Source organism: Devosia riboflavina (genome assembly GCF_000743575.1).
Lineage (GTDB): Bacteria > Pseudomonadota > Alphaproteobacteria > Rhizobiales > Devosiaceae > Devosia > Devosia riboflavina.
Genome location: NZ_JQGC01000015.1, coordinates 12,499 through 34,019, shown reverse-complemented (window position 1 = coordinate 34,019; position 21,521 = coordinate 12,499). Strand labels below are relative to the sequence as shown.

The 21,521-nt window shown below is 62.1% G+C and carries 17 protein-coding genes; 10 read left to right on the top strand and 7 right to left on the bottom strand.

The window, feature by feature from the left end:
* Positions 1-2 precede the first annotated feature (2 nt).
* The 8 genes from JP75_RS15420 to JP75_RS15385 all read left to right on the top strand — a co-directional run bounded on the left by JP75_RS15420 (position 3) and on the right by JP75_RS15385 (position 13,315).
* Positions 3-1,637, top strand: a complete 1,635-nt coding sequence (locus tag JP75_RS15420; protein ID WP_051960763.1) for a glycoside hydrolase family 43 protein — start codon at positions 3-5, stop codon at positions 1,635-1,637.
* 706 nt (positions 1,638-2,343) lie between these two features.
* Entirely contained in the window at positions 2,344-3,615 is a 1,272-nt protein-coding gene (locus JP75_RS15415) for an O-acetylhomoserine aminocarboxypropyltransferase/cysteine synthase family protein (protein ID WP_035084614.1), read from the top strand.
* A 139-nt stretch (positions 3,616-3,754) separates the two neighbouring features.
* Positions 3,755-4,579 carry a DUF2189 domain-containing protein gene (locus JP75_RS15410; RefSeq protein WP_035084613.1) on the top strand — a complete coding sequence of 275 codons (825 nt, stop codon included), beginning with the start codon at positions 3,755-3,757 and terminating at the stop codon, positions 4,577-4,579.
* A 91-nt stretch (positions 4,580-4,670) separates the two neighbouring features.
* The gene (gene mutS / locus JP75_RS15405) at positions 4,671-7,385 is read left to right on the top strand and encodes a DNA mismatch repair protein MutS (RefSeq protein WP_035084611.1); all 2,715 of its coding nucleotides are present in this window, start codon (positions 4,671-4,673) and stop codon (positions 7,383-7,385) included.
* A complete protein-coding gene (locus tag JP75_RS15400) occupies positions 7,366-10,161 on the top strand; it encodes a [protein-PII] uridylyltransferase (RefSeq protein ID WP_051960762.1) in 2,796 nt (931 codons plus the stop codon). The genes mutS and JP75_RS15400 overlap by 20 nt, the downstream gene beginning before the upstream one ends.
* A gap of 9 nt (positions 10,162-10,170) precedes the next feature.
* Complete coding sequence (gene murJ / locus JP75_RS15395; protein ID WP_035084610.1) at positions 10,171-11,733, top strand: murein biosynthesis integral membrane protein MurJ; 1,563 nt, start codon at positions 10,171-10,173, stop codon at positions 11,731-11,733.
* Between the two features lie 66 nt (positions 11,734-11,799).
* Positions 11,800-12,831 carry a tryptophan--tRNA ligase gene (gene trpS, locus JP75_RS15390; protein WP_035084608.1) on the top strand — a complete coding sequence of 344 codons (1,032 nt, stop codon included), beginning with the start codon at positions 11,800-11,802 and terminating at the stop codon, positions 12,829-12,831.
* Positions 12,832-12,844: 13 nt separating this feature from the next.
* Positions 12,845-13,315 carry a universal stress protein gene (locus tag JP75_RS15385; RefSeq protein ID WP_035084606.1) on the top strand — a complete coding sequence of 157 codons (471 nt, stop codon included), beginning with the start codon at positions 12,845-12,847 and terminating at the stop codon, positions 13,313-13,315.
* Between the two features lie 167 nt (positions 13,316-13,482).
* Here JP75_RS15385 and JP75_RS15380 read toward each other — a convergent pair whose 3' ends face one another.
* The gene (locus JP75_RS15380) at positions 13,483-13,794 is read right to left on the bottom strand and encodes a DUF3817 domain-containing protein (protein ID WP_201772946.1); all 312 of its coding nucleotides are present in this window, start codon (positions 13,792-13,794) and stop codon (positions 13,483-13,485) included.
* Positions 13,795-13,887: 93 nt separating this feature from the next.
* Here JP75_RS15380 and JP75_RS15375 point away from each other — a divergent pair, with 93 nt between their 5' ends.
* Entirely contained in the window at positions 13,888-14,454 is a 567-nt protein-coding gene (locus tag JP75_RS15375; RefSeq protein ID WP_035084604.1) for a NifU family protein, read from the top strand.
* A 108-nt stretch (positions 14,455-14,562) separates the two neighbouring features.
* Here the strand turns inward: JP75_RS15375 and JP75_RS15370 are convergent, their stop codons facing one another.
* The 4 genes from JP75_RS15370 to JP75_RS15355 form a co-directional block, all read right to left on the bottom strand.
* Positions 14,563-15,486, bottom strand: a complete 924-nt coding sequence (locus tag JP75_RS15370) for an acetamidase/formamidase family protein (RefSeq protein WP_035084602.1) — start codon at positions 15,484-15,486, stop codon at positions 14,563-14,565.
* A complete protein-coding gene (locus JP75_RS15365) occupies positions 15,486-16,517 on the bottom strand; it encodes a hemolysin family protein (RefSeq protein WP_035085080.1) in 1,032 nt (343 codons plus the stop codon). Before JP75_RS15365 ends, JP75_RS15370 begins: the two co-directional genes overlap by 1 nt.
* A 76-nt stretch (positions 16,518-16,593) precedes the next feature.
* Positions 16,594-17,067 carry an rRNA maturation RNase YbeY gene (gene ybeY / locus JP75_RS15360; protein ID WP_035084599.1) on the bottom strand — a complete coding sequence of 158 codons (474 nt, stop codon included), beginning with the start codon at positions 17,065-17,067 and terminating at the stop codon, positions 16,594-16,596.
* Between the two features lie 11 nt (positions 17,068-17,078).
* Complete coding sequence (locus JP75_RS15355) at positions 17,079-18,197, bottom strand: PhoH family protein (protein WP_084587711.1); 1,119 nt, start codon at positions 18,195-18,197, stop codon at positions 17,079-17,081.
* 954 nt (positions 18,198-19,151) lie between these two features.
* Between JP75_RS15355 and JP75_RS15350 the strand changes: the two genes are divergently transcribed.
* Entirely contained in the window at positions 19,152-19,535 is a 384-nt protein-coding gene (locus JP75_RS15350) for a GNAT family N-acetyltransferase (RefSeq protein WP_035084597.1), read from the top strand.
* Between the two features lie 15 nt (positions 19,536-19,550).
* On the opposite strand, the gene JP75_RS15345 is transcribed toward JP75_RS15350, so the two are convergent.
* Complete coding sequence (locus JP75_RS15345; RefSeq protein ID WP_152565866.1) at positions 19,551-19,994, bottom strand: GNAT family N-acetyltransferase; 444 nt, start codon at positions 19,992-19,994, stop codon at positions 19,551-19,553.
* A gap of 39 nt (positions 19,995-20,033) precedes the next feature.
* Positions 20,034-21,425 (bottom strand): tRNA (N6-isopentenyl adenosine(37)-C2)-methylthiotransferase MiaB, encoded by a 1,392-nt coding sequence (gene miaB, locus JP75_RS15340; protein WP_035084594.1) that lies wholly within the window; start codon positions 21,423-21,425, stop codon positions 20,034-20,036.
* Positions 21,426-21,521: the final 96 nt, after the last annotated feature.

The following is a 21,521-nucleotide window of genomic DNA, read 5'->3' as shown; positions in this document are numbered from 1 at the left end:
CCATGCCGCAACTGACAAATCCCATCCTGCCGGGTTTTAATCCCGATCCGTCCATTCTGCGCGTCGGCGACGATTACTACATCGCGACCTCCACCTTCGAGTGGTATCCGGGCGTGCAGATCCATCATTCCAAGGATCTGGCAAACTGGGACCTGATCACCCGCCCGCTGACCCGCAAGAGTCAGCTCGATATGCGCGGCGATCCCGATAGCTGCGGCGTCTGGGCCCCGTGTCTGACGCATGACGGCGAAAAGTTCTGGCTCGTCTATACCGACGTCAAGCGCAAGGATGGCTCCTTTAAGGACGCGCACAATTACATCGTCTGGGCCGACAAGATCGAAGGGCCGTGGTCCGACCCGATCTATGTCAATTCCTCGGGCTTTGATCCCAGCCTCTTCCACGATGACGACGGCAAGAAATACTTCGTCAACATGCTGTGGGATCACCGTCGCCGCCCGCTGCTCTTTGCCGGCATTGCCCTACAGGAATTCGATCCCAAGGCCGGAAAGCTCGTCGGTCCGATCACCAATATCTATCAGGGTACGGACCTGAAACTGGTCGAAGGCCCGCACCTCTACAAGCGCAATGGATGGTACTATCTGCTCACCGCCGAAGGCGGCACGGCCTATGACCACGCCTGCACCTTTGCCCGCTCGCGCACCATCGATGGGCAATACGAAACCCATCCGCAAAAGCACATTCTGACCTCCAAGGATGCCCCGCTCGCGCCCTTGCAGCGCGCCGGCCATGGCGACATCGTCGAAACCCAGGATGGCAAAACCTACCTGGTTCACCTCACCGGCCGCCCCACCACCCAGGAGCGCCGCTGCGTCCTTGGCCGCGAAACGGCAATTCAAGAGGCCTATTGGGGCGACGACGACTGGCTCTATGTGAAGAACGGCCCGGTGCCCTCGCTTCACGTCGAAGTCCCCGGAACGCGTGATGAATCAAAGTATTGGGCCGAAAAGCGCTACACGTTTGAGAACGGCCTGCCGATCGACTTCCAGTGGCTGCGCACGCCCGAAACCGAGCGGATTTTTACAACCGAAGGCAGCAAGCTGACCCTCTTTGGCCGCGAGTCCATCGGCTCCTGGTTCGAACAGGCCCTGGTCGCCCGCCGCCAGCAGCATTTTTCCTATGATGCCGAAACCGTGGTCGATTTCACCGCCACCGACGAACGCACCATGGCGGGTCTTACGGCCTATTACAGCCGCTACAACTTCTTCTATCTCGCCGTGACCGCCCATTCCGATGGCCAGCGCGAACTGCTCATCATGAACTCGGAAATCTCCTGGCCCGATGGCAACCTGACCTTCCCGACGGCCCCGGTGCAGATTCCCAATACCGGCAAGGTCAAACTCGCCCTCACCATCCGCGGCAGAAAGCTGCAGTTCTTCTACGCCCTTGAGGGCCAGGAACTCCAAAAGATCGGCCCCGTCTTCGACGCTTCCATTCTTTCGGATGAATGCGGTGGCCACCAGGCCCATGGCAGCTTTACCGGTGCCTTCGTCGGCATCGCCGCCCACGACCTCAACGGCACCGCCAGCCCCGCCACTTTTGATTACTTCACCTATCGTCCACAACACGATCCATCGGATCGCTATGAGGTGGATAGCCTGCTCGGCAAGGCGCAGTAGGCACCACGTACACCCACCTACCGCTCGTCATCCTCGGGCTTGACCCGAGGACCCTGCACTTGGCGAAGCTGCGGCGAGCGTTTGGTCTCTCCCCTCATCGTCATTGCCGGGCTGGTCCCGGCAATCCATCTCACCTCCGCTTGGGACCACCGGGACAGGCCCGGTGGTGACGACTGATGGGATGGGTAGCGGCGAGTGGAAGATATCCAACTTATCCCCGCCCCCAATTATGCCCTCATAATACCCCCATCCAACCTCGCACGGACGGTCTGCAGACGACAGTAGCGAGGGGGCCCGGCGCTGGATCGTCTCCAGCGCACGTTCGGGGCTGGCCGCCTGCGACGAGCGATCAAGGGTCGCCGATAGTTCCCGCCCGAAAACTTCGAACCGTGCCGCAGGCAATTTCGCTCCGGTGGAGCGAAATTAGGCGAGGAGGCCATGAGAGCTACGCTCGAATGGCGGCAGAGCGGTATCCGCTTCACATACTAAAACACTTCGAGGCGAATACCGCTCCGGGGTCCGTCCACAAGCAGACAATCCCGCAGCAAAAGCTGCGGGAGCACAGTGCTATGGCGTCATAATACGCGCTTCACCCAAAGCATTCCAAAAAATCTCAAACAAGGAGAACGACTTATCTCCACCCAGCCTTGTCTTTCGCCGGCTGCCGCGGAATCTTGATCCCGCGTGGACAAGAGGAGCCGCAAAAATGAAACTGGAATCGATCGCCCTGCATCACGGCTATGAATCGGAGGCCACCACCAAGGCCGCGGCTGTGCCGATCTATCAGACGACCTCATATACGTTCGACAACACCCAGCACGGCGCCGATCTCTTCGATCTCAAGGTCGCTGGCAATATCTATACCCGCATCATGAACCCGACGACCGCCGTGCTCGAAGCGCGCGTCGCCGAGCTCGAAGGCGGCATTGCCGGCCTCGCACTCGCCTCGGGCATGGCGGCCATCACCTATGCCATCCAGACCATTGCCGGGGTCGGCGACAACATCATTTCGGTCGCGCAGCTCTATGGTGGCACCTACAATCTCTTCGTCCATTCCTTCCCGCGCCAGGGTATCGAAGCCCGCCTCGTCGCCCATGACGATTACGACGGCTTCGAAAAGGCCATCGACGACAAGACCAAGGCGATCTTCCTTGAATCCATCGGCAACCCCGCCGGTAATGTCGTCGATATCGAAAAAATTGCCGAGATTGCCCATCGCCATGGCATCCCGGTCATCGTCGACAACACGGTCGCAACGCCCTACCTCACCCGCCCCTTCGATTTCGGCGCCGATATCGTGGTTCATTCGCTGACGAAGTATATCGGCGGCCACGGCACCTCCATCGGCGGCATTATCGTCGATTCAGGCAAATTCGACTGGAAGGCCAACGCAGCACGCTTCCCGGTCCTCAATGAGCCCGACCCGTCCTATCATGGCGTCGTCTATACCGAGGCGCTGGGGCCTGCGGCCTATATCGGCCGCGCCCGCGTCGTGCCGCTGCGCAATACCGGCGCTGCCATTTCGCCCTTCAACGCCTTCCAGATCCTGCAGGGCCTCGAAACCCTCGGTCTCCGCATCGAGCGCCATTCTGAAAATGCGCTAAAAGTCGCCCAGCATTTGAAGAGCCACCCCAAGGTGCAGTGGGTCAACTATGCCGGCCTGCCAGACAGCCCCTTTAATGCCGTCGCCAAGAAGATATCGAAGGGTTCCGGCTCGGGCATCCTGTCCTTCGGTATCCAGGGCGGCAAGGAGGCAGGCGGTCGCTTCATCGACGCGCTGCAGATGATCCTGCGCCTCGTCAATATCGGCGACGCAAAATCGCTCGCCTGCCACCCGGCCTCGACCACCCATCGCCAGCTTTCCGCTGAAGAGCTGAAAAAGGCCGGCGTCTCCGAAGACCTCGTCCGCATTTCTGTCGGCATCGAGCACATCGACGACATCATTGCCGATATCGATCAGGCTCTCGCCAAGGCGTGATCACAATTTTCCTGGGCGGGGGCGACAAGCTCCCGCCTGGGGCGTAGGCTTTATCCGTTAGCGGTCGCAGGTTCTGCGTCTCGCGCCGGTTATGCGCAATTCGCGTCTCTGCGGCTTCCTTGCCTGAGGAGGTTCTGCCATGGCCCATATGCACGTCATGACCGGCGCCGGCGACAAGCTGGATATGCCCGTCATCCAAACCATCACTGTCAGCGATCTGATGATTGCCCTCCGGCGCGGCGCCGAGGATTTCTGGGCCAAGCCCAGCCACTATGTCGTGCTGATGCTGATCTATCCGGTCATCGGCATTGTCCTCACCGTATGGATGAACGGCTTTTACACTTGGCCCCTGCTCTATCCGCTGATCGGCGGCTTTGCGCTCATCGGCCCCGTCGCCGCCCTGCCGCTCTATGAAATCTCGCGGCGGCGCGAAATGGGCGAAGACCCGTCCTGGCGCGATGCGATCAGCGTTGTCTGCTCCCCCGCCATCGGCAGCATCATCGCCGTCGGCGCCATGCTCTTCGTGCTCTTCACCCTCTGGCTCACCAGCGCCCAGGCCCTTTACGAAAGCCTCTTCGGCTCTTCACCCCCGCAAAGTTTTCAGGGTCTCTTCGCCCAGGTCTTTTCCGAGCCCGGCGGCATGACCCTGGCCATCATCGGCACGGCCGTTGGCGCCTGCTTTGCCCTCGTCGTGCTGTGCACCTCCGTCGTCGCCTTCCCCCTGCTGCTTGATCGCGATGTCGGCGCCTATGTGGCGGTGGAAACGTCATTCCGGGCGGTGATGCGCAATCTTATCCCCATGCTCGTCTGGGGTGTTATCGTCGGCGTGTCGGTCTTCTTGGGAGCCGTTACCCTGTTTGTGGGTCTGGCGGTGATCCTGCCCATTCTCGGCCACGCCACCTGGCATCTCTATCGGCGCACGGTGGCCTCGGCCTCGATGATCCGCGACATGCCGCCGGCTTAAACAACCGGGGCAAAGCCCCAGCGAAGGAGTTGGCTTCTTAACCTCAAGGTCTTAATCTTGGTCTTTCCTTTGCCCCGAATTAGCCGAGCTCATGGACCAAACCCCTTTCGAGCCCCAAAACAGCGCCGCCACGGCGGCGCTGACGCCGATGATGGCGCAGTATTTCGAGATCAAGGCGGTCAATCCGGGCTATCTGCTGTTCTATCGCATGGGCGATTTCTACGAGCTCTTCTTCGAAGATGCCGAGATCGCCAGCGCCGCTCTGGGCATCGTCCTCACCAAGCGCGGCAAGCATCTTGGCGAAGACATCCAGATGTGCGGCGTGCCGATCCACGCGGCCAATGACTATCTCAACAAGCTCATAAAACTCGGCTACCGCGTCGCCATCTGCGAGCAGGTTGAAGACCCCGCCGAAGCCAAGAAGCGCGGCAGCAAGTCAGTCGTCAAACGCGACGTCGTCCGCCTCGTCACCCCCGGCACCCTGACCGAGGACGACCACCTCGACGCCCGCTCGGCCAACTATCTCGCCGCCCTCGCCATGGTCCGCCACGGCGACACCGACTTCGCCCTCGCCTGGGCCGACATTTCGACCGGCGAAACTTTTGTGGCCGACCTGCCCGCCGAACGCCTCGCCGACGAATTGGCCCGCATCGCTCCGGCCGAATTTTTGCTCACCGACGCCACGCGGCAGCTTCTCGTCGAAAAGCATCTCTTCGCCCCCGCCTGGAGCGCCATCGCCTCCACCATCGCGCCCGAAGCGGCCGACAGCGAAGTTGCCCTGCAGCTCCTGCGCCGCACTTTTCCGGCTGATCTTTTCGACCCCACCGCCCTCTCCCGCGCCGGTCGCTCGGCCATGGGCGCCCTCGTCGCCTATGTCGACCAGAGCCAGAAGGGCCGCACTGCACCCCTCCGCTCCCCGGTCCTCCAAGCCAGTGACGCCGTCCTCGCCATCGACGCCGCCACCCGCTCGAGCCTCGAGATTCTCCAAACCCAGCGCGGCCAGGCCAAGGGCTCGCTGCGCCAGTCCATCGACCTGACCGTCACCGCCCCCGGTGCCCGTCTCCTCGCGAGCCGCCTCGCCGCCCCCCTACGCGATTCCTCTGCCATCAACGCCCGCCTTGATGCCGTCGAACGCCTCGTCGGCGATCCCCTGCTTCGCGCCCGTCTTCGCAGCGATCTCAAGGCCGCCCCCGATCTCGCTCGCGCCCTTTCCCGCCTCTCGCTCGAACGCGGTGGCCCCCGCGATCTCGCCGCCATCGGCAAAGCCGTCGCTGCGGCGCTGGAACTCGCCGCCAATCTCGGCAGCCAGCCGGACTTGCCCAACGTCCTTGTGCGCCTGACCAACACCCTCGGCGCCGCGCCGCGTCCGCTGGCCTCCGAACTCGGCCTAGCCCTAGACGACGAGCTGCCCCTGCTCTCCCGCGATGGCGGCTTTGTCCGCGCCTTCTACGACGGAAAGCTCGACGAGGAACGCGCCCTCGGTTCTGAAACCCGCGCCGTTGTTGCGGCCCTCCAAGCCCGCCTGATGGACGAGACCGATGTCCGGTCGTTGAAGATCAAGCACAATGGCGTCCTCGGCTATTTCGTCGAAGTGCCCGCCGGCCATGGCCAGAAGCTGCTTGAGCCGCCGCATCGCGAAATCTTCATCCATCGCCAGACGCTGGCCAACGCCATGCGTTTCACGACGACGGAACTGGCCGAACTCGAAGGCCGCATTGCCAAGGCGCATGAAGCGGCGCTCGAAATAGAGCTCGGCATTTTCACCCGCCTCCGCGAAGACGTGCTTGCTCGCACCGGCGAACTGCAGGGTCTTGCCGATGCCCTTGCCGAACTCGATGTCACTACCGCTCTCGCCGAAGTGTCCGCCACGCGCTTCTATTGCCGCCCGCAAGTCGACGACAGCCTTGCTTTCGCCATTGTCGGCGGGCGGCATCCGGTTGTGGAACAGATGGTACGGGCCGAAGGCCAGAGTTTTGTGGCCAATGACGCCGATCTCTCGGGCAGCGAAGATGCCGGCGGCGGTAAACTGTGGCTGGTCACCGGCCCCAATATGGGCGGTAAGTCGACCTTCCTCCGCCAGAACGCGCTGATCGCCATCCTGGCGCAGATGGGCTGTTTTGTGCCAGCGGAAAGCGCGCATATCGGCGTGGTGGACAGGCTCTTCTCCCGCGTTGGCGCCTCCGACGATATCGCCCATGGCCGCTCGACCTTCATGGTCGAAATGGTCGAGACGGCTGCCATCCTCAATCGGGCGACGCGCCACTCGTTGGTCGTGCTCGACGAGATCGGCCGTGGCACTGCCACTTTCGATGGTCTCTCCATCGCCTGGGCGTCCGTCGAAGCCCTTCACGAAACCACCGGCTGCCGCGCGCTCTTTGCGACGCACTTCCACGAGCTGACGAGCCTTGCCAAGACGCTGTCCCGCGTCGCCAATGTCACGATGAAAGTGCGCGAATGGGAGGGCGAGGTCGTATTCCTGCACGAAGTCGGTCCCGGCGCCGCCGATCGCTCCTATGGCATTCAGGTAGCCCGACTGGCCGGTCTTCCAGATCCGGTCATCAACCGCGCAAGGCAGGTGCTCGACGTGCTCGAACAGCGCTCGGCGGGCACCGCCTCTTCCAGCCAGAAAGCCAGCGTGCTAGACGATTTGCCGCTCTTTGCCCATCAGCCCGCCCCGGCGGTAAAGAGCAAGGACCCCATCCACGAAGCGCTCGACGCCGTCCGCCCCGACGATATGACCCCCAAACAAGCCATCGAAGCGCTCTACGAATTGAAGAAACTCCGCGATGACGCTCGTCGACGCTGAAGCCAGACCGCGAAAAGCGCATTTCGTGCTCAAGACGGCCGAGACCATTCTCGCCGAGCTCGATGCGCTTGTCGGCGACCAACCCGCCAAATCCCCGGCCGCGCGTACCCTGGTCCTGACGCATATGCGCCAGACCCTGGCCGAAGCCCGCAAGGATGCCGAAGCGGAGCTGATCGCCACCAACAAGGGGACGCGCTGCGCGCAGAACCTTTGTTCGGCCGAAGACGAAATCATCACTGCCGTTTATCTTTTTGCGACGACGCGGGTCTATCCGGTGGACAATCCCTCGGGCGCTGAGGCGATCGCCCTCTCCGCCGTCGGCGGCTATGGCCGCGGCACGCTGGCCCCCGGGTCGGACATCGATCTCCTGTTCATCCTGCCCTACAAGCAGACGCCCTGGGGCGAGCAGGTCACCGAATATATTCTCTACATGCTCTGGGACCTCGGCCAGAAGGTCGGCCACGCCGTCCGCTCGGTCGATGAATGCATCCGCATGGCCCGCGCCGACATGACCGTGCGCACCGCCACCCTCGAAGCGCGGTTCCTGACGGGCGACAAGTCGCTCTTCGACAATCTCGTAAAGCGCTTCGAAACCGAGATCATGCCCAAGACGGGGCCGGAATTCATTGCCGCAAAGATGGCCGAGCGCGATGAGCGCCACCGGCAGATGGGCAATACGCGCTACGTCGTCGAGCCCAATATCAAGGACGGCAAGGGCGGCCTGCGCGATCTCAATACGCTCTTCTGGATCGGCAAGTATTTTTATCAGGTCAAGACCAGCCACGAACTGGTGGCCAAGGGCGTCCTCACCGATGCCGAATATCGCCTCTTCCAGCGCGCCGAGGATTTTCTGTGGGCCGTGCGCTGCCATCTCCACTTCGTCACGCATCGCGCCGAGGAAAAGCTGACTTTTGACGTGCAGCCCGACCTTGCCCGCCGCATGGGCTATGCCGAGCGCGTCGGCATGTTGGGCGTCGAACGCTTCATGAAGCGCTATTTCCTGGTCGCCAAGGATGTTGGCGACCTCACCCGCATCATCTGTGCCAGCCTCGAATTCCGCCACGCCAAGGATATGGATCTCGTCGGCCGCGTGCTGGCCCCCTTTCGTGCCGGCAAGACCAAGATCAAGGGCGAGACCGATTTCGTCATCGATACCGGCCGCCTCAATATCGCGGCCCCGGACGCTTTCGAGAAGGACCCGGTCAATCTCATAAAAATGTTCATGGTGGCCGGGCGCGAGGAACTGCTGTTCCATCCCGATGCCATCAAACATATTCGCGACAGCCTGCGCCTCATCGACAACAAGCTCCGGAATGATCCCAAGGCGAACGGCTATTTCCTCACCATTCTGACCAGCCCCCTCTATGTCGAGCGCATTCTGCGCCAGATGAACGAGAGCGGTGTGCTGGGCAAATTCGTGCCCGATTTCGGCAAGATCGTCGCGTTGATGCAGTTCAACATGTACCACCACTACACGGTGGACGAGCATCTGATCCGGGCCGTCGGCTGCATGGCCGACATCGCCAATGGCGGCCTGCGGCAGGAATTGCCGCTGACCCACGAATTGCTGCCGCAGCTCAACGACACGCGGCTCCTCTACGTAGCGCTCTTCCTCCACGACATAGCCAAGGGCCGGCCGGAAGATCACTCCATTGCCGGCGCTCGCATCGCCAAAAAGCTCTGTCCGCGCTTTGGGCTCAATGCGGCCGAAACAGACACGGTCTCCTGGCTGATAGAATTTCATCTTCTCATGAGCGAGATCGCCCAGGCCCGCGATATTCAGGACCCGGAAACGGCCAAGGCTTTTGCCGATGTGGTGCAGTCGCCCCAGCGTCTCGCCCTGCTGATGATCCTCACCGCTTGCGATATTCGCGCCGTGGGCCCGGGCACATGGACCGGCTGGAAGGGTTCGCTGCTGCGCGCGCTCTACTATGCAACCGAACCGCTGCTTTCGGGCGGTCATAGCCAGGTCAGCCAGTCCGATCGCGTACAGGCCGCCAAGGAAGCACTCGCGAACGCCCTCACCAAATGGGCACCGGCCGATGTCGAAGCCTATGCGGCGCGCCATTACGACCACTATTGGCTGCGCGCCGAGCCCGAACTGCAGATCGAGCATGCCCGCATGATCCGGCAGGCCGACGAGGCCGGCCAGCCCTTTGCCGGCTCGATCCGGGTAAAAGCCTTCGAAGGCATTACCGAGGTCAGTTTTTACACGCCGGACCACCCGCGCCTGCTCTCGCTCATTGCCGGCGCCTGCACCATGCAGGACGCCTCCATTATCGGCGCCCAGATTTTCTCGACCCGCGACGGCCGCGCCATCGACACTTTCAGGCTGCGCCGCTCCTTCACGTCCGACGAGGACGAAAAGGTTCGGGCCACCCGCATCATCGACACCGTCAAGCAACTGCTGCAGGGCAAGCGCACCGTGCTGATCGATCTCGGGAAGGAATCGCGCCACAACAAGCGCCTGAAACCTTTTGCCCTGCCGGCGCAGGTATCGGTCTCCAATGCCATCTCGGAAAAGTTCACCGTCATCGAGGTTTCCGGCCTCGATCGCATCGGTCTGCTCTATGCGCTGACCCGCGAGATTTCCGATCTCAATCTCACCATCGGCTCGGCCCATATCGGCACCTATGGCGAAAAGGCCGTCGACGTTTTCTACGTCACCGACCTGACGGGCCAGAAGATTCACGTGAAACAGCGGCAGCGTAAAATCTACGGTGCGCTGATGGATGTGTTCGAGCGCCCCGAGGAGAAGAAGGCGGCGAATGGCTGATCTGCCTCTTTGAGCCTCTTTCGCAATTTCTTTTCGGTCGGCGCCTGGACACTGGTCAGCCGGGTTTTTGGTCTTGTCCGCGATGCGCTGATGGCCGCCGTGCTCGGCGTCGGCCCCGCGGCTGACGCTTTCAACGCTGCTTTCCGTTTTCCCAATCTCTTCCGCCGCCTCTTTGCCGAGGGCGCCTTCAACACCGCCTTCGTGCCGATGTTCTCGGGCGCCCTGGAGCAGCAGGGCGAGGACGGCGCAAAGCTGCTGGCCTCCAAGATCATGAGCTGGCTGCTGGCGATGCTGGTCATCGTGACCGTCCTCGTCGAAATTTTTATGCCCCAGATCATGGTCGCCTTCGTGCCTGGCTTCGTGGACGACAAGGCAAAATTCGACCTGACAGTGCTGCTGACCCGGATCATGTTCCCCTATCTCGCCTGCATGTCGCTGATGGCGGCCTATGGGGCGATCCTCAATTCGCTGGGGCGTTTCTTCGCCGCCGCCTTCGCGCCGGTTCTGCTCAATATCGTCAATATTTCGGCGCTGATACCGCTCGCCACTTTTTGGGTGCAGGACCCGCAAGGCGCGACCGTCTGGGTGGCGCTCGCCACCATGCTCGGCGGCATCGCCCAACTCTGGCTCGTCTGGGTGGCTATCGAACGCACCGGATTTCGGCCCGAGTTCCGCCTGCCGAGATTTGATCCCGAGGTGCGGCGCTTCTGGGTTCTGGCCGTGCCGGCCATCCTTACGGGCGGCATCACCCAGATTAATATTTTCGTCGGCACCATCATTGCCTCCGGCGCCGACAGCACGATTTCCATTCTCTCTTATGCCGACCGGCTCTATCAATTGCCGCTCGGGATCATTGGCATTGCCATCGGCACCGTGCTGCTGCCTGAACTCAGCCGTCATCTGAAGGGTGGTCGCGAGGCCCAGGCACTGGCGAGCCAGGAACAGTCGCTGTTCATTTCGATGCTGCTGACCATGCCGGCTGCAGCGGCGCTGATCGGCATGTCCGAACCCATCGTGCGTCTGCTCTTCGAGCGTGGCGCCTTCGATGCTTTGGCGACGAAGCAAACCGCCGAAGCGCTTGTGGCTTTCTCGGTCGGGCTGCCCGCCTATGTGCTGATCCGCGTATTGCAGCCGGGCTTTTTCGCCCGCGAGGATACGGTGACGCCCACCATTTTTGCTGGCGTCAGCGTCGCCGCCAATATCGGCATTTCGCTGCTGCTGTTCCCGACCATGCTCCATGTCGGCATCGCCATTGCGACCGCCGTGTCCTCCTGGATCAATGTCGTGCTGCTGGCGGCGACGTTGGCCATCCGCGGACATTTTTCCCTGCCGCGCAGCCAGTGGTGGGGCCATATCATGATCGTCCTGATCAGCGCCGCCATGGGCCTGAGCCTGATGCTGCTGGCCAATCATGGCGCCCACCATATCGCCGCGGGCGCCCCGCTCTGGCGGCAGGTTGCGGTGGTCGGCGCGCTCATCGCCTATGGCGTCGTCTTCTATTTCACCCTCGTCCACATCACCGGCACGCAACGCCTGGGCACGCTGATGCGGCGCCTGCGCCGCTCCCGCTGATGGTTTCCAATCGGCGCGGCTCCGTATAGAACGGGGCCATCTGCCTATCATCCGCTTCTGGGACCCATGGCCTTTTCTCCTCGCGTTTTTTCCGGCATCCAGCCTTCGGGCGATCTGCATCTGGGCAATTATCTCGGCGCCATCCGCCGTTTCGTGCCCCTCCAGGACACGCATGAGACCATCTATTGCGTGGTCGACATGCATGCGATCACGGTCTGGCAGGAGCCCAACGATCTCCGCCGCGCGACCCGCGAGGTTGCCGCGGCTTTCATCGCCGCCGGCGTCGACCCCAAGCGCTCGATCGTCTTCAACCAGAGCCAGGTCATGCAGCATGCGGAACTGGCCTGGGTGTTCAATTGCATCGCCCGTATCGGCTGGATGAACCGCATGACGCAGTTCAAGGACAAGGCCGGCAAGAATTCCGAGAATGTTTCGCTCGGGCTTCTCGCCTACCCGTCCCTGATGGCTGCGGACATCCTGCTCTACAAGGCGACCGCCGTGCCGGTGGGCGACGATCAGAAGCAGCATCTTGAGCTGACGCGCGACATTGCGGCCAAGTTCAACAATGACTATGCCGCTTCGATCGTCGAACAGGGTCTCGATCCCGATTTCTTCCCGATCACCGAGCCGCTGATTGCAGGCCCGGCGACGCGCATCATGTCCTTGCGCGATGGAACCAAGAAAATGAGCAAGTCGGACCCGTCCGACCAGTCGCGCATTTCCCTGCTCGACGACGCTGATGCGATCTCGAAGAAGATCAAGAAGGCGACGACTGACCCGGCCGAATTGCCTCTCGACGTCGAGGGCCTCAAGGGCCGGCCGGAGGCGGACAATCTTGTCGGCATCTATGCTGCGCTTTCGGACAAGACCAAGGCCGAGGTGCTGACCGAATTCGGTGGCCAGGGCTGGGGCAAGTTCAAGCCGGCTCTGGCAGATCTGGCGGTGGCCCAGCTCGCGCCCATGTCCGGCGAAATGCGCCGCCTCATTGAAGATACCACCACGATCGACGGCATTTTGCGCGATGGCGGCGAGCGGGCGGCCGCGATCGCTGAAAAGACCATGCACGACGTTCGCCGCATCGTCGGTTTCATCCGCTAGTTCGGAGGCGCCTTTGTACGATACCGAATACAAGCGCAAATTCCTCGTCGTTATCGATGAGACCGAAGAGTGTGACCGCGCCCTGACCTTTGCCGCCTTTCGCGTCAAGCGAACGGGCGGCACGGTCGTGCTGGTCACGGTGATCCCCAAGCCGGAATTCATCGGCATGGGCGTCGAGGACGTGCTGCGGGCCGAAGCGGTGGAAGAGGCCGAGCGCAACCTCGACTCGCGCCTGGCGCGCATCAAGGAAATCGGCGACGTCCGGGCCGAAACCGTTATCCGCGAGGGCAATGGGCCCGAGCAGATCGAGCAATTGATCGACAAGGATCACGGCATTGCCATTCTGGTGCTGGCGGCGTCCAAGTCGGGTGAAGGCCCCGGTCCTTTGGTGACCCACTTTGCCGCCCGCGCCAATGCCCTGCCGATCCCACTGACCATCGTGCCGGGCCGGATGAGCGACGAAGAGATTATCGCGATCTGCTGAGCGTGCCGCAGGCAAAATCGCGCCAGTGGCGCGATTTTAGCGCAGCAGGCCCGAAGAGCTATGCTCGCAGGGCGTGGCCCCACGCTCAGACCATTGGCACTGCTCACGCCAAAGATGGATTGCCCGGATAAACCGGGCAATGACGGCGGCCGTGAAGTTGGGCTGCCTTACTTCAAAGTCGCTTCGGACAAGAATGGGTCGTTGAGAAACGTCCCGAACGGAACGAATGTCGCGAGCACCGCCCGCACCCAGTCAAACCCTGCAAATCCCCTCCCCGGCAGACAGATCGTCATCGCCAGAATATAGCCGATGAAGGCGACCCCGTGGATAAGTCCCACAGGCGGCACGAAGCCGTGATAGCCGAGCCAGCACTTTGCCGGCATGGCGGGAAGGAACAGCGTCAGGGTTGTAATGCCTTCGGCGACGCCGATATATCTGAACAGAGCGATCATGATATGGTGCCAGCGCATGGCAGCCATGGCGCGCCACGCCGCAAAGCCATGCAAATTGGGCTTGCAGCGAACCCGTCTCTAATTTAGAAGCGTTCTAAGTCTACTCCACGGAGAGAGTTTATGTTCATCCAGACCGAAGCCACGCCGAACCCGGCCACGCTGAAATTCCTGCCCGGTCGTGATGTGCTGGTCGGCGAACCGCGCGATTTCCGCACCGTCGATGCCGCCGAAGCCTCTCCGCTGGCCGCCAGCCTGTTCGGCATTTCCGGCGTCACCGGCGTTTTCCTCGGCTCCGATTTCATCTCGGTGACCAAGGACGACACCAACTGGGCCCATATCAAGCCGGCCATTCTCGGCGTGATCATGGACCACTTCCTCTCCGGCAAGCCGGTCATCTCCGAAGGCGGTGAGGTCGACACCGATTTTGCTGCCGGCGAAGAATTCTTCGAGGAGGAAGACAAGGAAATGGTCGAAGTCATCAAGGAACTGCTGGCGACGCGCGTGCGCCCCGCAGTGGCCATGGATGGCGGCGACATCATTTTCCGCGGTTTCAAGGAAGGCACTGTGTTCCTCCACATGCAGGGCGCCTGCTCGGGCTGCCCCTCCTCGACCGCCACCCTCAAGAGCGGTATCGAAAATCTCCTCCGTCACTTCGTGCCGGGCGTGGAATCGGTCCAGCAGGTTTGACCGAGTCTAAAGCCAGAATCGCTCCAGTGGAGAGATTTTAGCGGCCAAGCCATTTGGGCTATGCCCGCACTATCAGTTAAGCAGCAAGCCAGGGGCCTCGATGAGCAATCATCGGGGCTTCTGACTTTTTGGCAGGTACTTTTTCGGAATGTGGCAGACCATGGTGAAGGCTGGGTCGAACACGTTCCCGACCTCGTAGCGCACGGCCTGGCCCATCAGGTGGCTGGCGGCGACGGGGGAGAGGCCGTATTCGCCGGTCAGCCAGTCGAACATTTCGGTCGTTGCGTGTTGCAGCGCCTGGTCGAGTGGGCGGGCATTGCCGACGGTGTAGATCGTCTCGGCGGTTTCGCCGCGTGGCCAGGCCTGCTTGCGGTCCTTGAGGACGCTGAGGCGCATTTCGACTTCCATGGCGGTTTCAACGCCCGTGCCGACGATTTCGCCATCGCCCTGGATGGCGTGGCAATCGCCGAGGTAGAAGAGGGCGCCGGGTTCGAAGACGGGGAACCAGATGCGGGCGCCCGGCCCAAAGCCGCGATAGTCCATATTGCCGCCGTTCTCGGCGCTGGTGGCGGTGGAAATGGCCTGGCCATGGGCCGGGGCCACGCCGAAGCAACCGAGCATCGGTTCGATGGGCAGGATGAGTTGTTCCAGCCCTTCGACGGGTTCCTTGAGGCGCACCGTGCCGGCCTCGGCATCGATGATCCAATCCACCTTGGCGCGCGGCGGCAGGTCGCGAACCCGCTCGGGATCGACGACATTGGCGGCAAGTGCTCCGCGGGTCCAGCCGTGTCCGCGGATCGGTGTCATGCGGATGATATCGACCTGCAGCACGTCACCCGGCTCGGCGCCGTCCACATGGATCGGCCCGTTCATCGGGTTGGAACCCTGGGCGCGGGCAATGCCGTGCTTGTCCACCCCAGCGGCGTCGAGCGTCTCGGTGATGACAGTGTCACCATTGGTTACGTGCAAGGCGGCCGGGAGCTTGGCGAGGACGTTGTGCCACGCCGTGGCTTCGAAGCGATGGGTGGTCACTATTCGGCCGCTGCCTTCTGGTCTTCGGGACGCTGGTCGGTGATGGCGAGGAGTTCTTCGACTTCTCCACGCTTACGGCGAATGCGCAGGCGCTTGATGCGGCGGCCATCGGCGGCGAGGATTTCGAACTCGAAGCCGTCGAGCCCGGTCACCTTTTCGCCGCGGCGCGGCACGTGGCCGGCGAGGTCGAAGACGAGGCCGCCCAGGGTTTCGACGTCCTCGGCATGGGTGCCGGGGTCGAAATCGGGGCCGACAACGGCGCGGACTTCGTCGAGCTCGGCGCGGGCATTGGCGATATAGGTGTCTTCGCCGACCTTGCGCACCATGGCGCGGACGGCTTCGTCGTGCTCGTCCTCGATCTTGCCCACGATGGCTTCAAGGAGATCCTCGATGGTCACGAGACCATCGGTGCCGCCATATTCGTCGACGACGATGGCCATGTGGACGCGGGAGGCGCGCATGGATTGGAGGAGATCGCCGGCCGGCATGAAGGTCGGCACGAACATGGCCGTGCGGGTAATGCCGAGCTTGTTGATTTTTTGGCGCAGCGCCGCCGAGAGCAGTTTTACCGGGACATCCTTTTCAGGATCGGTCACCGGCTCGGTGATCTTGGCCATGGCATCCTTGATGTGGATGAAGCCGATGATCTTGTCGAGTTCGTCTTCGTAGACCGGCAGTCGCGAATGGCCGACCTGGCGGAATTTTGCGAGCAGGGTTCCGAGATTGATATCGGCCTCGACGGCCTGGATATCGGAGCGTTCGACCATGATGTCGTCGATCGAGACGGCTGACAGTTTCAGCACGTTTTGCAGGATCGTGCGTTCGCTCTCGGTAAAATCCTGCGTTTCGGCCCCGGCGCTCTCGTCGAGCGCCACCTGCAGGTCGTTGCGCAGGGAGGCTGGCCGGAGCGTCAGAATGGATTTGAGTCTGTTGATCAGGCTCGGCCCTCGCGTCGGCTGAGCGAGGGCGGGACTAGAGGAAGGTTCGGGATTATCGGGCACCCGGTTGCCCTTGCGATCGGTGTCGTTCATCAATCTCAGGCTGCATAAGGCAGCGCGCTATCCTCACATGGACAAATAAAGCAGCCAGACCGGAAATTCTCGGGGCCTAGTCGGCGTAGGGATCGGCAATACCGAGCCCGGCCAGTATCTGGGTTTCGAGGCCTTCCATTTCCAGGGCCTCGTCCTCATCGAGGTGATCATAGCCCAAAATGTGCAAAAAGCCATGCACAACGAGATGGGTGAAATGATCGTCGAGGCTGGTGCCCTGTTCTTGGGCCTCGCGGATCAGGGTTTCCCGGGCCAGCGTGATGTCGCCCAGAATGCCGATGACGGGGTCGAAAGGCTCGATCTGCGGGAAGCTCAGGACATTGGTCGAGGAATCCTTGCCCCGATATTGCGCGTTGAGTTCGCGTTGTTCCGCGTCGTCGGTGAGCAGCACCGAAATCTCGGCGGCGCCCTTTATCTTGGGCTTGGCGCCGGCGAGGGCGGCCAAAACCGCGCGCTCGGCCAGGGCGTCAAAATGGTCGGGCCAGTCATCCGCATTGCGGATGACTGCAATTTCTAGCGGCGTTGTGCTCATAGGCGTCTGGATCAGCTCCGGGGCGATGTGCCGAGGGTCCGCGCCAGCCCTTCCGTGTCCCCGTCTTTCCGGGCCAGGCGCCGCGCAGTATCGGCTTCATAGGCCCTGACGATCCGCCCCACAAGCGCGTGGCGCACCACGTCCTTGTCGTTGAAGCGGGAAATATGGACGCCCTCGACCCCATCGAGGAGGCTGACCGCTTCCACGAGGCCCGATTTTTCGCCACGCGGCAAGTCGACCTGGGTCGGGTCGCCGGTGACGATCATCTTCGAGTTCTCACCGAGACGGGTGAGGAACATCTTCATCTGCATGGATGTGGTGTTTTGGGCTTCGTCGAGGATGACGACGGCATTGGAGAGGGTGCGGCCGCGCATGAAGGCGAGCGGGGCGACTTCGATGATCCCGGACGTGATGCAGCGCTCGACATTTTCGGGCTTCATCATGTCGTAGAGCGCATCATAGAGCGGGCGCAGATAGGGATCGACCTTGTCCTTCATGTCGCCGGGGAGAAAGCCCAGGCGTTCGCCGGCTTCGACGGCCGGACGGGAGAGGATGATGCGGTTGATATCGCCGCGCTCGAGGAGCGAAGCCGCGTGGGCCACGGCGAGATAGGTCTTGCCGGTACCGGCAGGGCCGACGCCGAAGACCAGTTCCGAGCGGTCCATGGCGCGCATATAGGCGTCCTGGGCCGGGGTGCGGGCGGCAATGGTGGCTTTTCGCGTGGCGATCTGGGCCATGCGTACCTTGCCCTTGCGCTCGAGCGTGGGCAGGGTGAGCTGGCTATCTTCGGTCTCGACCATGCGAATGACCGCGTCGACATCGGAAATGTCGGCGGTTCGGCCTTCTTCAAGGCCCTCATAGAGCGATTCGAGCACCCGGCGCGCCTGATCGACCCGTGACGCCGAGCCTTTGAGCAGCACATGATTGCCGCGCGGCGTGGCCGAGACGGTGAGGCGCTGTTCGATAAGGGCGAGGTTCTGGTCGAAATCGCCGTAGAGCTGGGCAGCCAGGCGATTGTCTTCAAAGGCGAGTTCGAGTTGCGATGCGAGGGCGTTATCGGCGGTGGGTGGCAAGTGCCTGCTCAAACTTTCTCGGCTCCCGAAGGGGGCGCCGCGGACTGCGTCGCCCATGCATTAATGAGGCTAGGATGATTTGGGTTCGATGTCTGTAGATAAATTGTGACACTCCACCCCGGCCGCAAGAGCGGCCAAATCGCTCCGGTGGAGCGATTTGAGGGGTGGAGGCCATTCGAGCTACGCTCGAATGGCACGAAGCTTTGGCCGGACTCGATCCGCAACTGGCATCGGCCCGAGGGGCATCGGTGTCTGGTGGCAGAGGAAGAAGCCGTCCGGCATCCAGTCATAGCGAACGATCGCTTGGGAGACGGTGCCTTCCCTGCCGTTTCCGTCGAGTTACCTCGATTGTCACCCCGGCGAAGGCCGGGAGTGAACACTTTGGGCGTTTGGCTCATCAGTGAAATGACCACTTCCACGGTGCTGCCCTCGGACCTGATCCGAGGGCCGGTGCGGGAGCCGCAGAGTTTGTGCCTGAGATGAGTGGCCCTCGGGTCGGGCCCGAGGGCAGCCCGGTGGAGTGGATGAAAAATGCGCAAAACAAACACTCCCGGCGGGTGCTCAATGATATCCAGCACAAAAGTCCGCCCAGCCTTTTCGGCTTGCGGTTGCACGGTCGCGACGCCCCTTCTGGCGCACGGTGAAAAGCGGCTTTCGCCCCGAAAATGTAAAGATAGAAGAGGCGAAAGCCGCTTCCCACGATCGGGATTTTTTGCGCACGCCTCGAGCGGCCCCCTTTTGGGGTTTTGCGGTCCAGCTTGCCGTCGGAAGCATCCGGGGATGCAACGGGGGCTCGCTGCCGCTTGGCCGGTGGTCGGCATCCACGCATCCGCCTGAGCGACCTCAAGCAGCCCGTCTCCCCGCCCGGCACTTCGTCGGTGCCGCGTGTTGTCGGCGGGAACGGGCAAAGAATGGCACGGTTTTGCGGGGCGGGGATAAGATGGATATCCTGCTTTTCGCACCATTGCCCATGCATGTCCGGCAATGACGGTACTGGGGAGATAGGGGCGCATGGTTGGTATAGCGATTGATCCCCATCCCAGCGACGCGGTGTTGCGAGAACTGTGGCTTTCGGCCTGGGGCGACGCTGGACCGGCGAGTTGGCAACCGATCCTCCAGCGCAGCCTTGCTCATGTCGGCGCCTATGAGGACGAAAAGCTCGTGGGCTTTGTGAACATTGCCTGGGATGGCGGGGTGCACGCCTTCATTCTCGACACCTGCACGCATCGGGATTTTCGGCTTCAGGGTATTGCCACCAAACTCGTGAAGGCGGCGGAGAATGTGGCCAGGGAGCGCGGCGCCAAGTGGCTGCATGTCGATTTCGAGCCGCATTTGTTGGGATTTTATCGTGGGTGCGGGTTTCGGCCGACGGAGGCGGGGCTGATCGCGCTCTAGGAGCGATGCGGATCCTCAATCGGTCCGATAGACATAGTCGAGGCGCGGCCAAGCATCGCTCGCCAGCCAGGCCGTGACCTTTTCCCTGAAAGATTGCCTCGAAATTTCGACGCCGCTGCGCCACCACCAGATCACATCGGCCGTCTGTTCGCCGGCAATCGAGGGATAGATGTAGAGGCAGCCGAGGTATTCGCCCTGGGTGTTTTCGATTACCCAGGCAAAACTCCGCCGGGCCTCGAACTCTCGCTGGTGCCAGGCCAGGTCGATGAGGTTCTTTTCCCGCGTCAGCCCCTCGGGCCAGCTCGAACCGGGATTGGCCGCCTTGATTTCGGCGGCGCTTTCCATGACGGCCGCAAAATCCCGGTCGAGGTCGCCGATCGAGAGCGATCGCAGGGTAAACTCACCCAAAGCATGAACGGCTGGGATCGACCGGGCTTTGAAGAGAGGATGAGGTCTCATGGCGAAGCTACCGGTTGGCTGGCGTCGTTTGTCGAACCCCTAGGCCGCAACAGCCTGCCGCAGGCGGCCGACCAGCGAATTGGTCGATGTGCCGATGATTTCCACCTCGTGAATCCCGCCGATAAGGTCCGTAGAACCTTCGAGGTGTACGGCCTGGAGATAAGGCGAGCGGCCACCCACCTGCCCCGGCATGCGGCCGACGCGTTCGATCAGTACCGGGAGCGTGCGACCGACGCATGACGCATGAAAATCGCTGGTCTGCTTGTTGACGAGGTCCTGCAGGCGGGCGAGGCGCTCGACCTTGACGGCTTCGTCGATCTGTTCGGTGAGATTGGCGCCCGGGGTGCCGGGGCGGGTCGAATATTTGAAGGAATAGGCCGAGGCATAGCCGACATCCCGGATGATTTTGAGCGTGTCCTCAAAATCCGCGTCCGTCTCGCCGGGAAAACCGACGATGAAATCGCCCGACAGCGCCATGTCCGGGCGTGCGGTTTTGATGCGCTCGATGAGGCGCATATATTCCGCAGCGGTGTGCTTGCGGTTCATCGCCTTCAGGATGCGGTCGGAACCGGACTGCACCGGCAGGTGCAGATAGGGCATGAGGAAATCGAGATCGCGATGCGCTGCGATCAGCGCGTCGTCCATGTCGCGCGGATGGCTCGTGGTGTAGCGCAGGCGCTCGAGGCCAGGGATTTCGGCGAGAAGATAAGCCAGCTCACCAAGTCCGACGGCACGGCCCGAAGCGTCTTCGCCGTGATAGGCATTTACGTTCTGGCCCAGAAGGGTGATTTCCTTCACCCCGGCATCGGCGAGGCGGCGGGCTTCTTCCACGACCTGCGCCACCGGGCGGCTGACTTCGGCGCCACGCGTATAGGGCACGACGCAGAAGGAGCAAAACTTGTCGCAGCCTTCCTGCACGGTGAGAAAGGCGGTGAGGCCGCGGCCGATGGTGACGTCCTTTTTCGCCGCCGGCAGGTGGGCGAATTTATCTTCCTCGGGAAAATCGGTGTCGACCACGGCGCGTTTCAGCGCCGGGTGCATGTGGCGATTGGCTTCGGCTTTTGCCAGCATGTCGGGCAGGCGGTGATAGGCCTGGGGCCCGAAAACCATGTCGACCATGGGGGCGCGGCGGGCGATTTCCTCCCCTTCGGCCTGCGCCACGCAACCGGCGACGCCGATCATCAGGTCGCCGCCGGTGGCGCGCTTTTCGTTCTGCAACTCCTTGAGGCGCCCGAGTTCGGAAAAAACCTTCTCGCTCGCCTTTTCGCGGATATGGCAGGTATTGAGCAGAACGAGATCGGCTTCCGCCATGTCCTGGGTCGGCGCATAACCATGCGGCGCCAGGGCATCGGCCATGCGGTCGCTGTCATAGACATTCATCTGACAGCCATAGGTTTTGATGAAGAGTTTCTTCGGCGCGATCTGGTTCATGACGGGCTATTTACCAGACGAGAAGGTGTGATGCTACCGCCTGCAACCGCGCTGGGTCCCCGCGTGTTGTGTGATCGCAGAATAAAGGATCTGGTC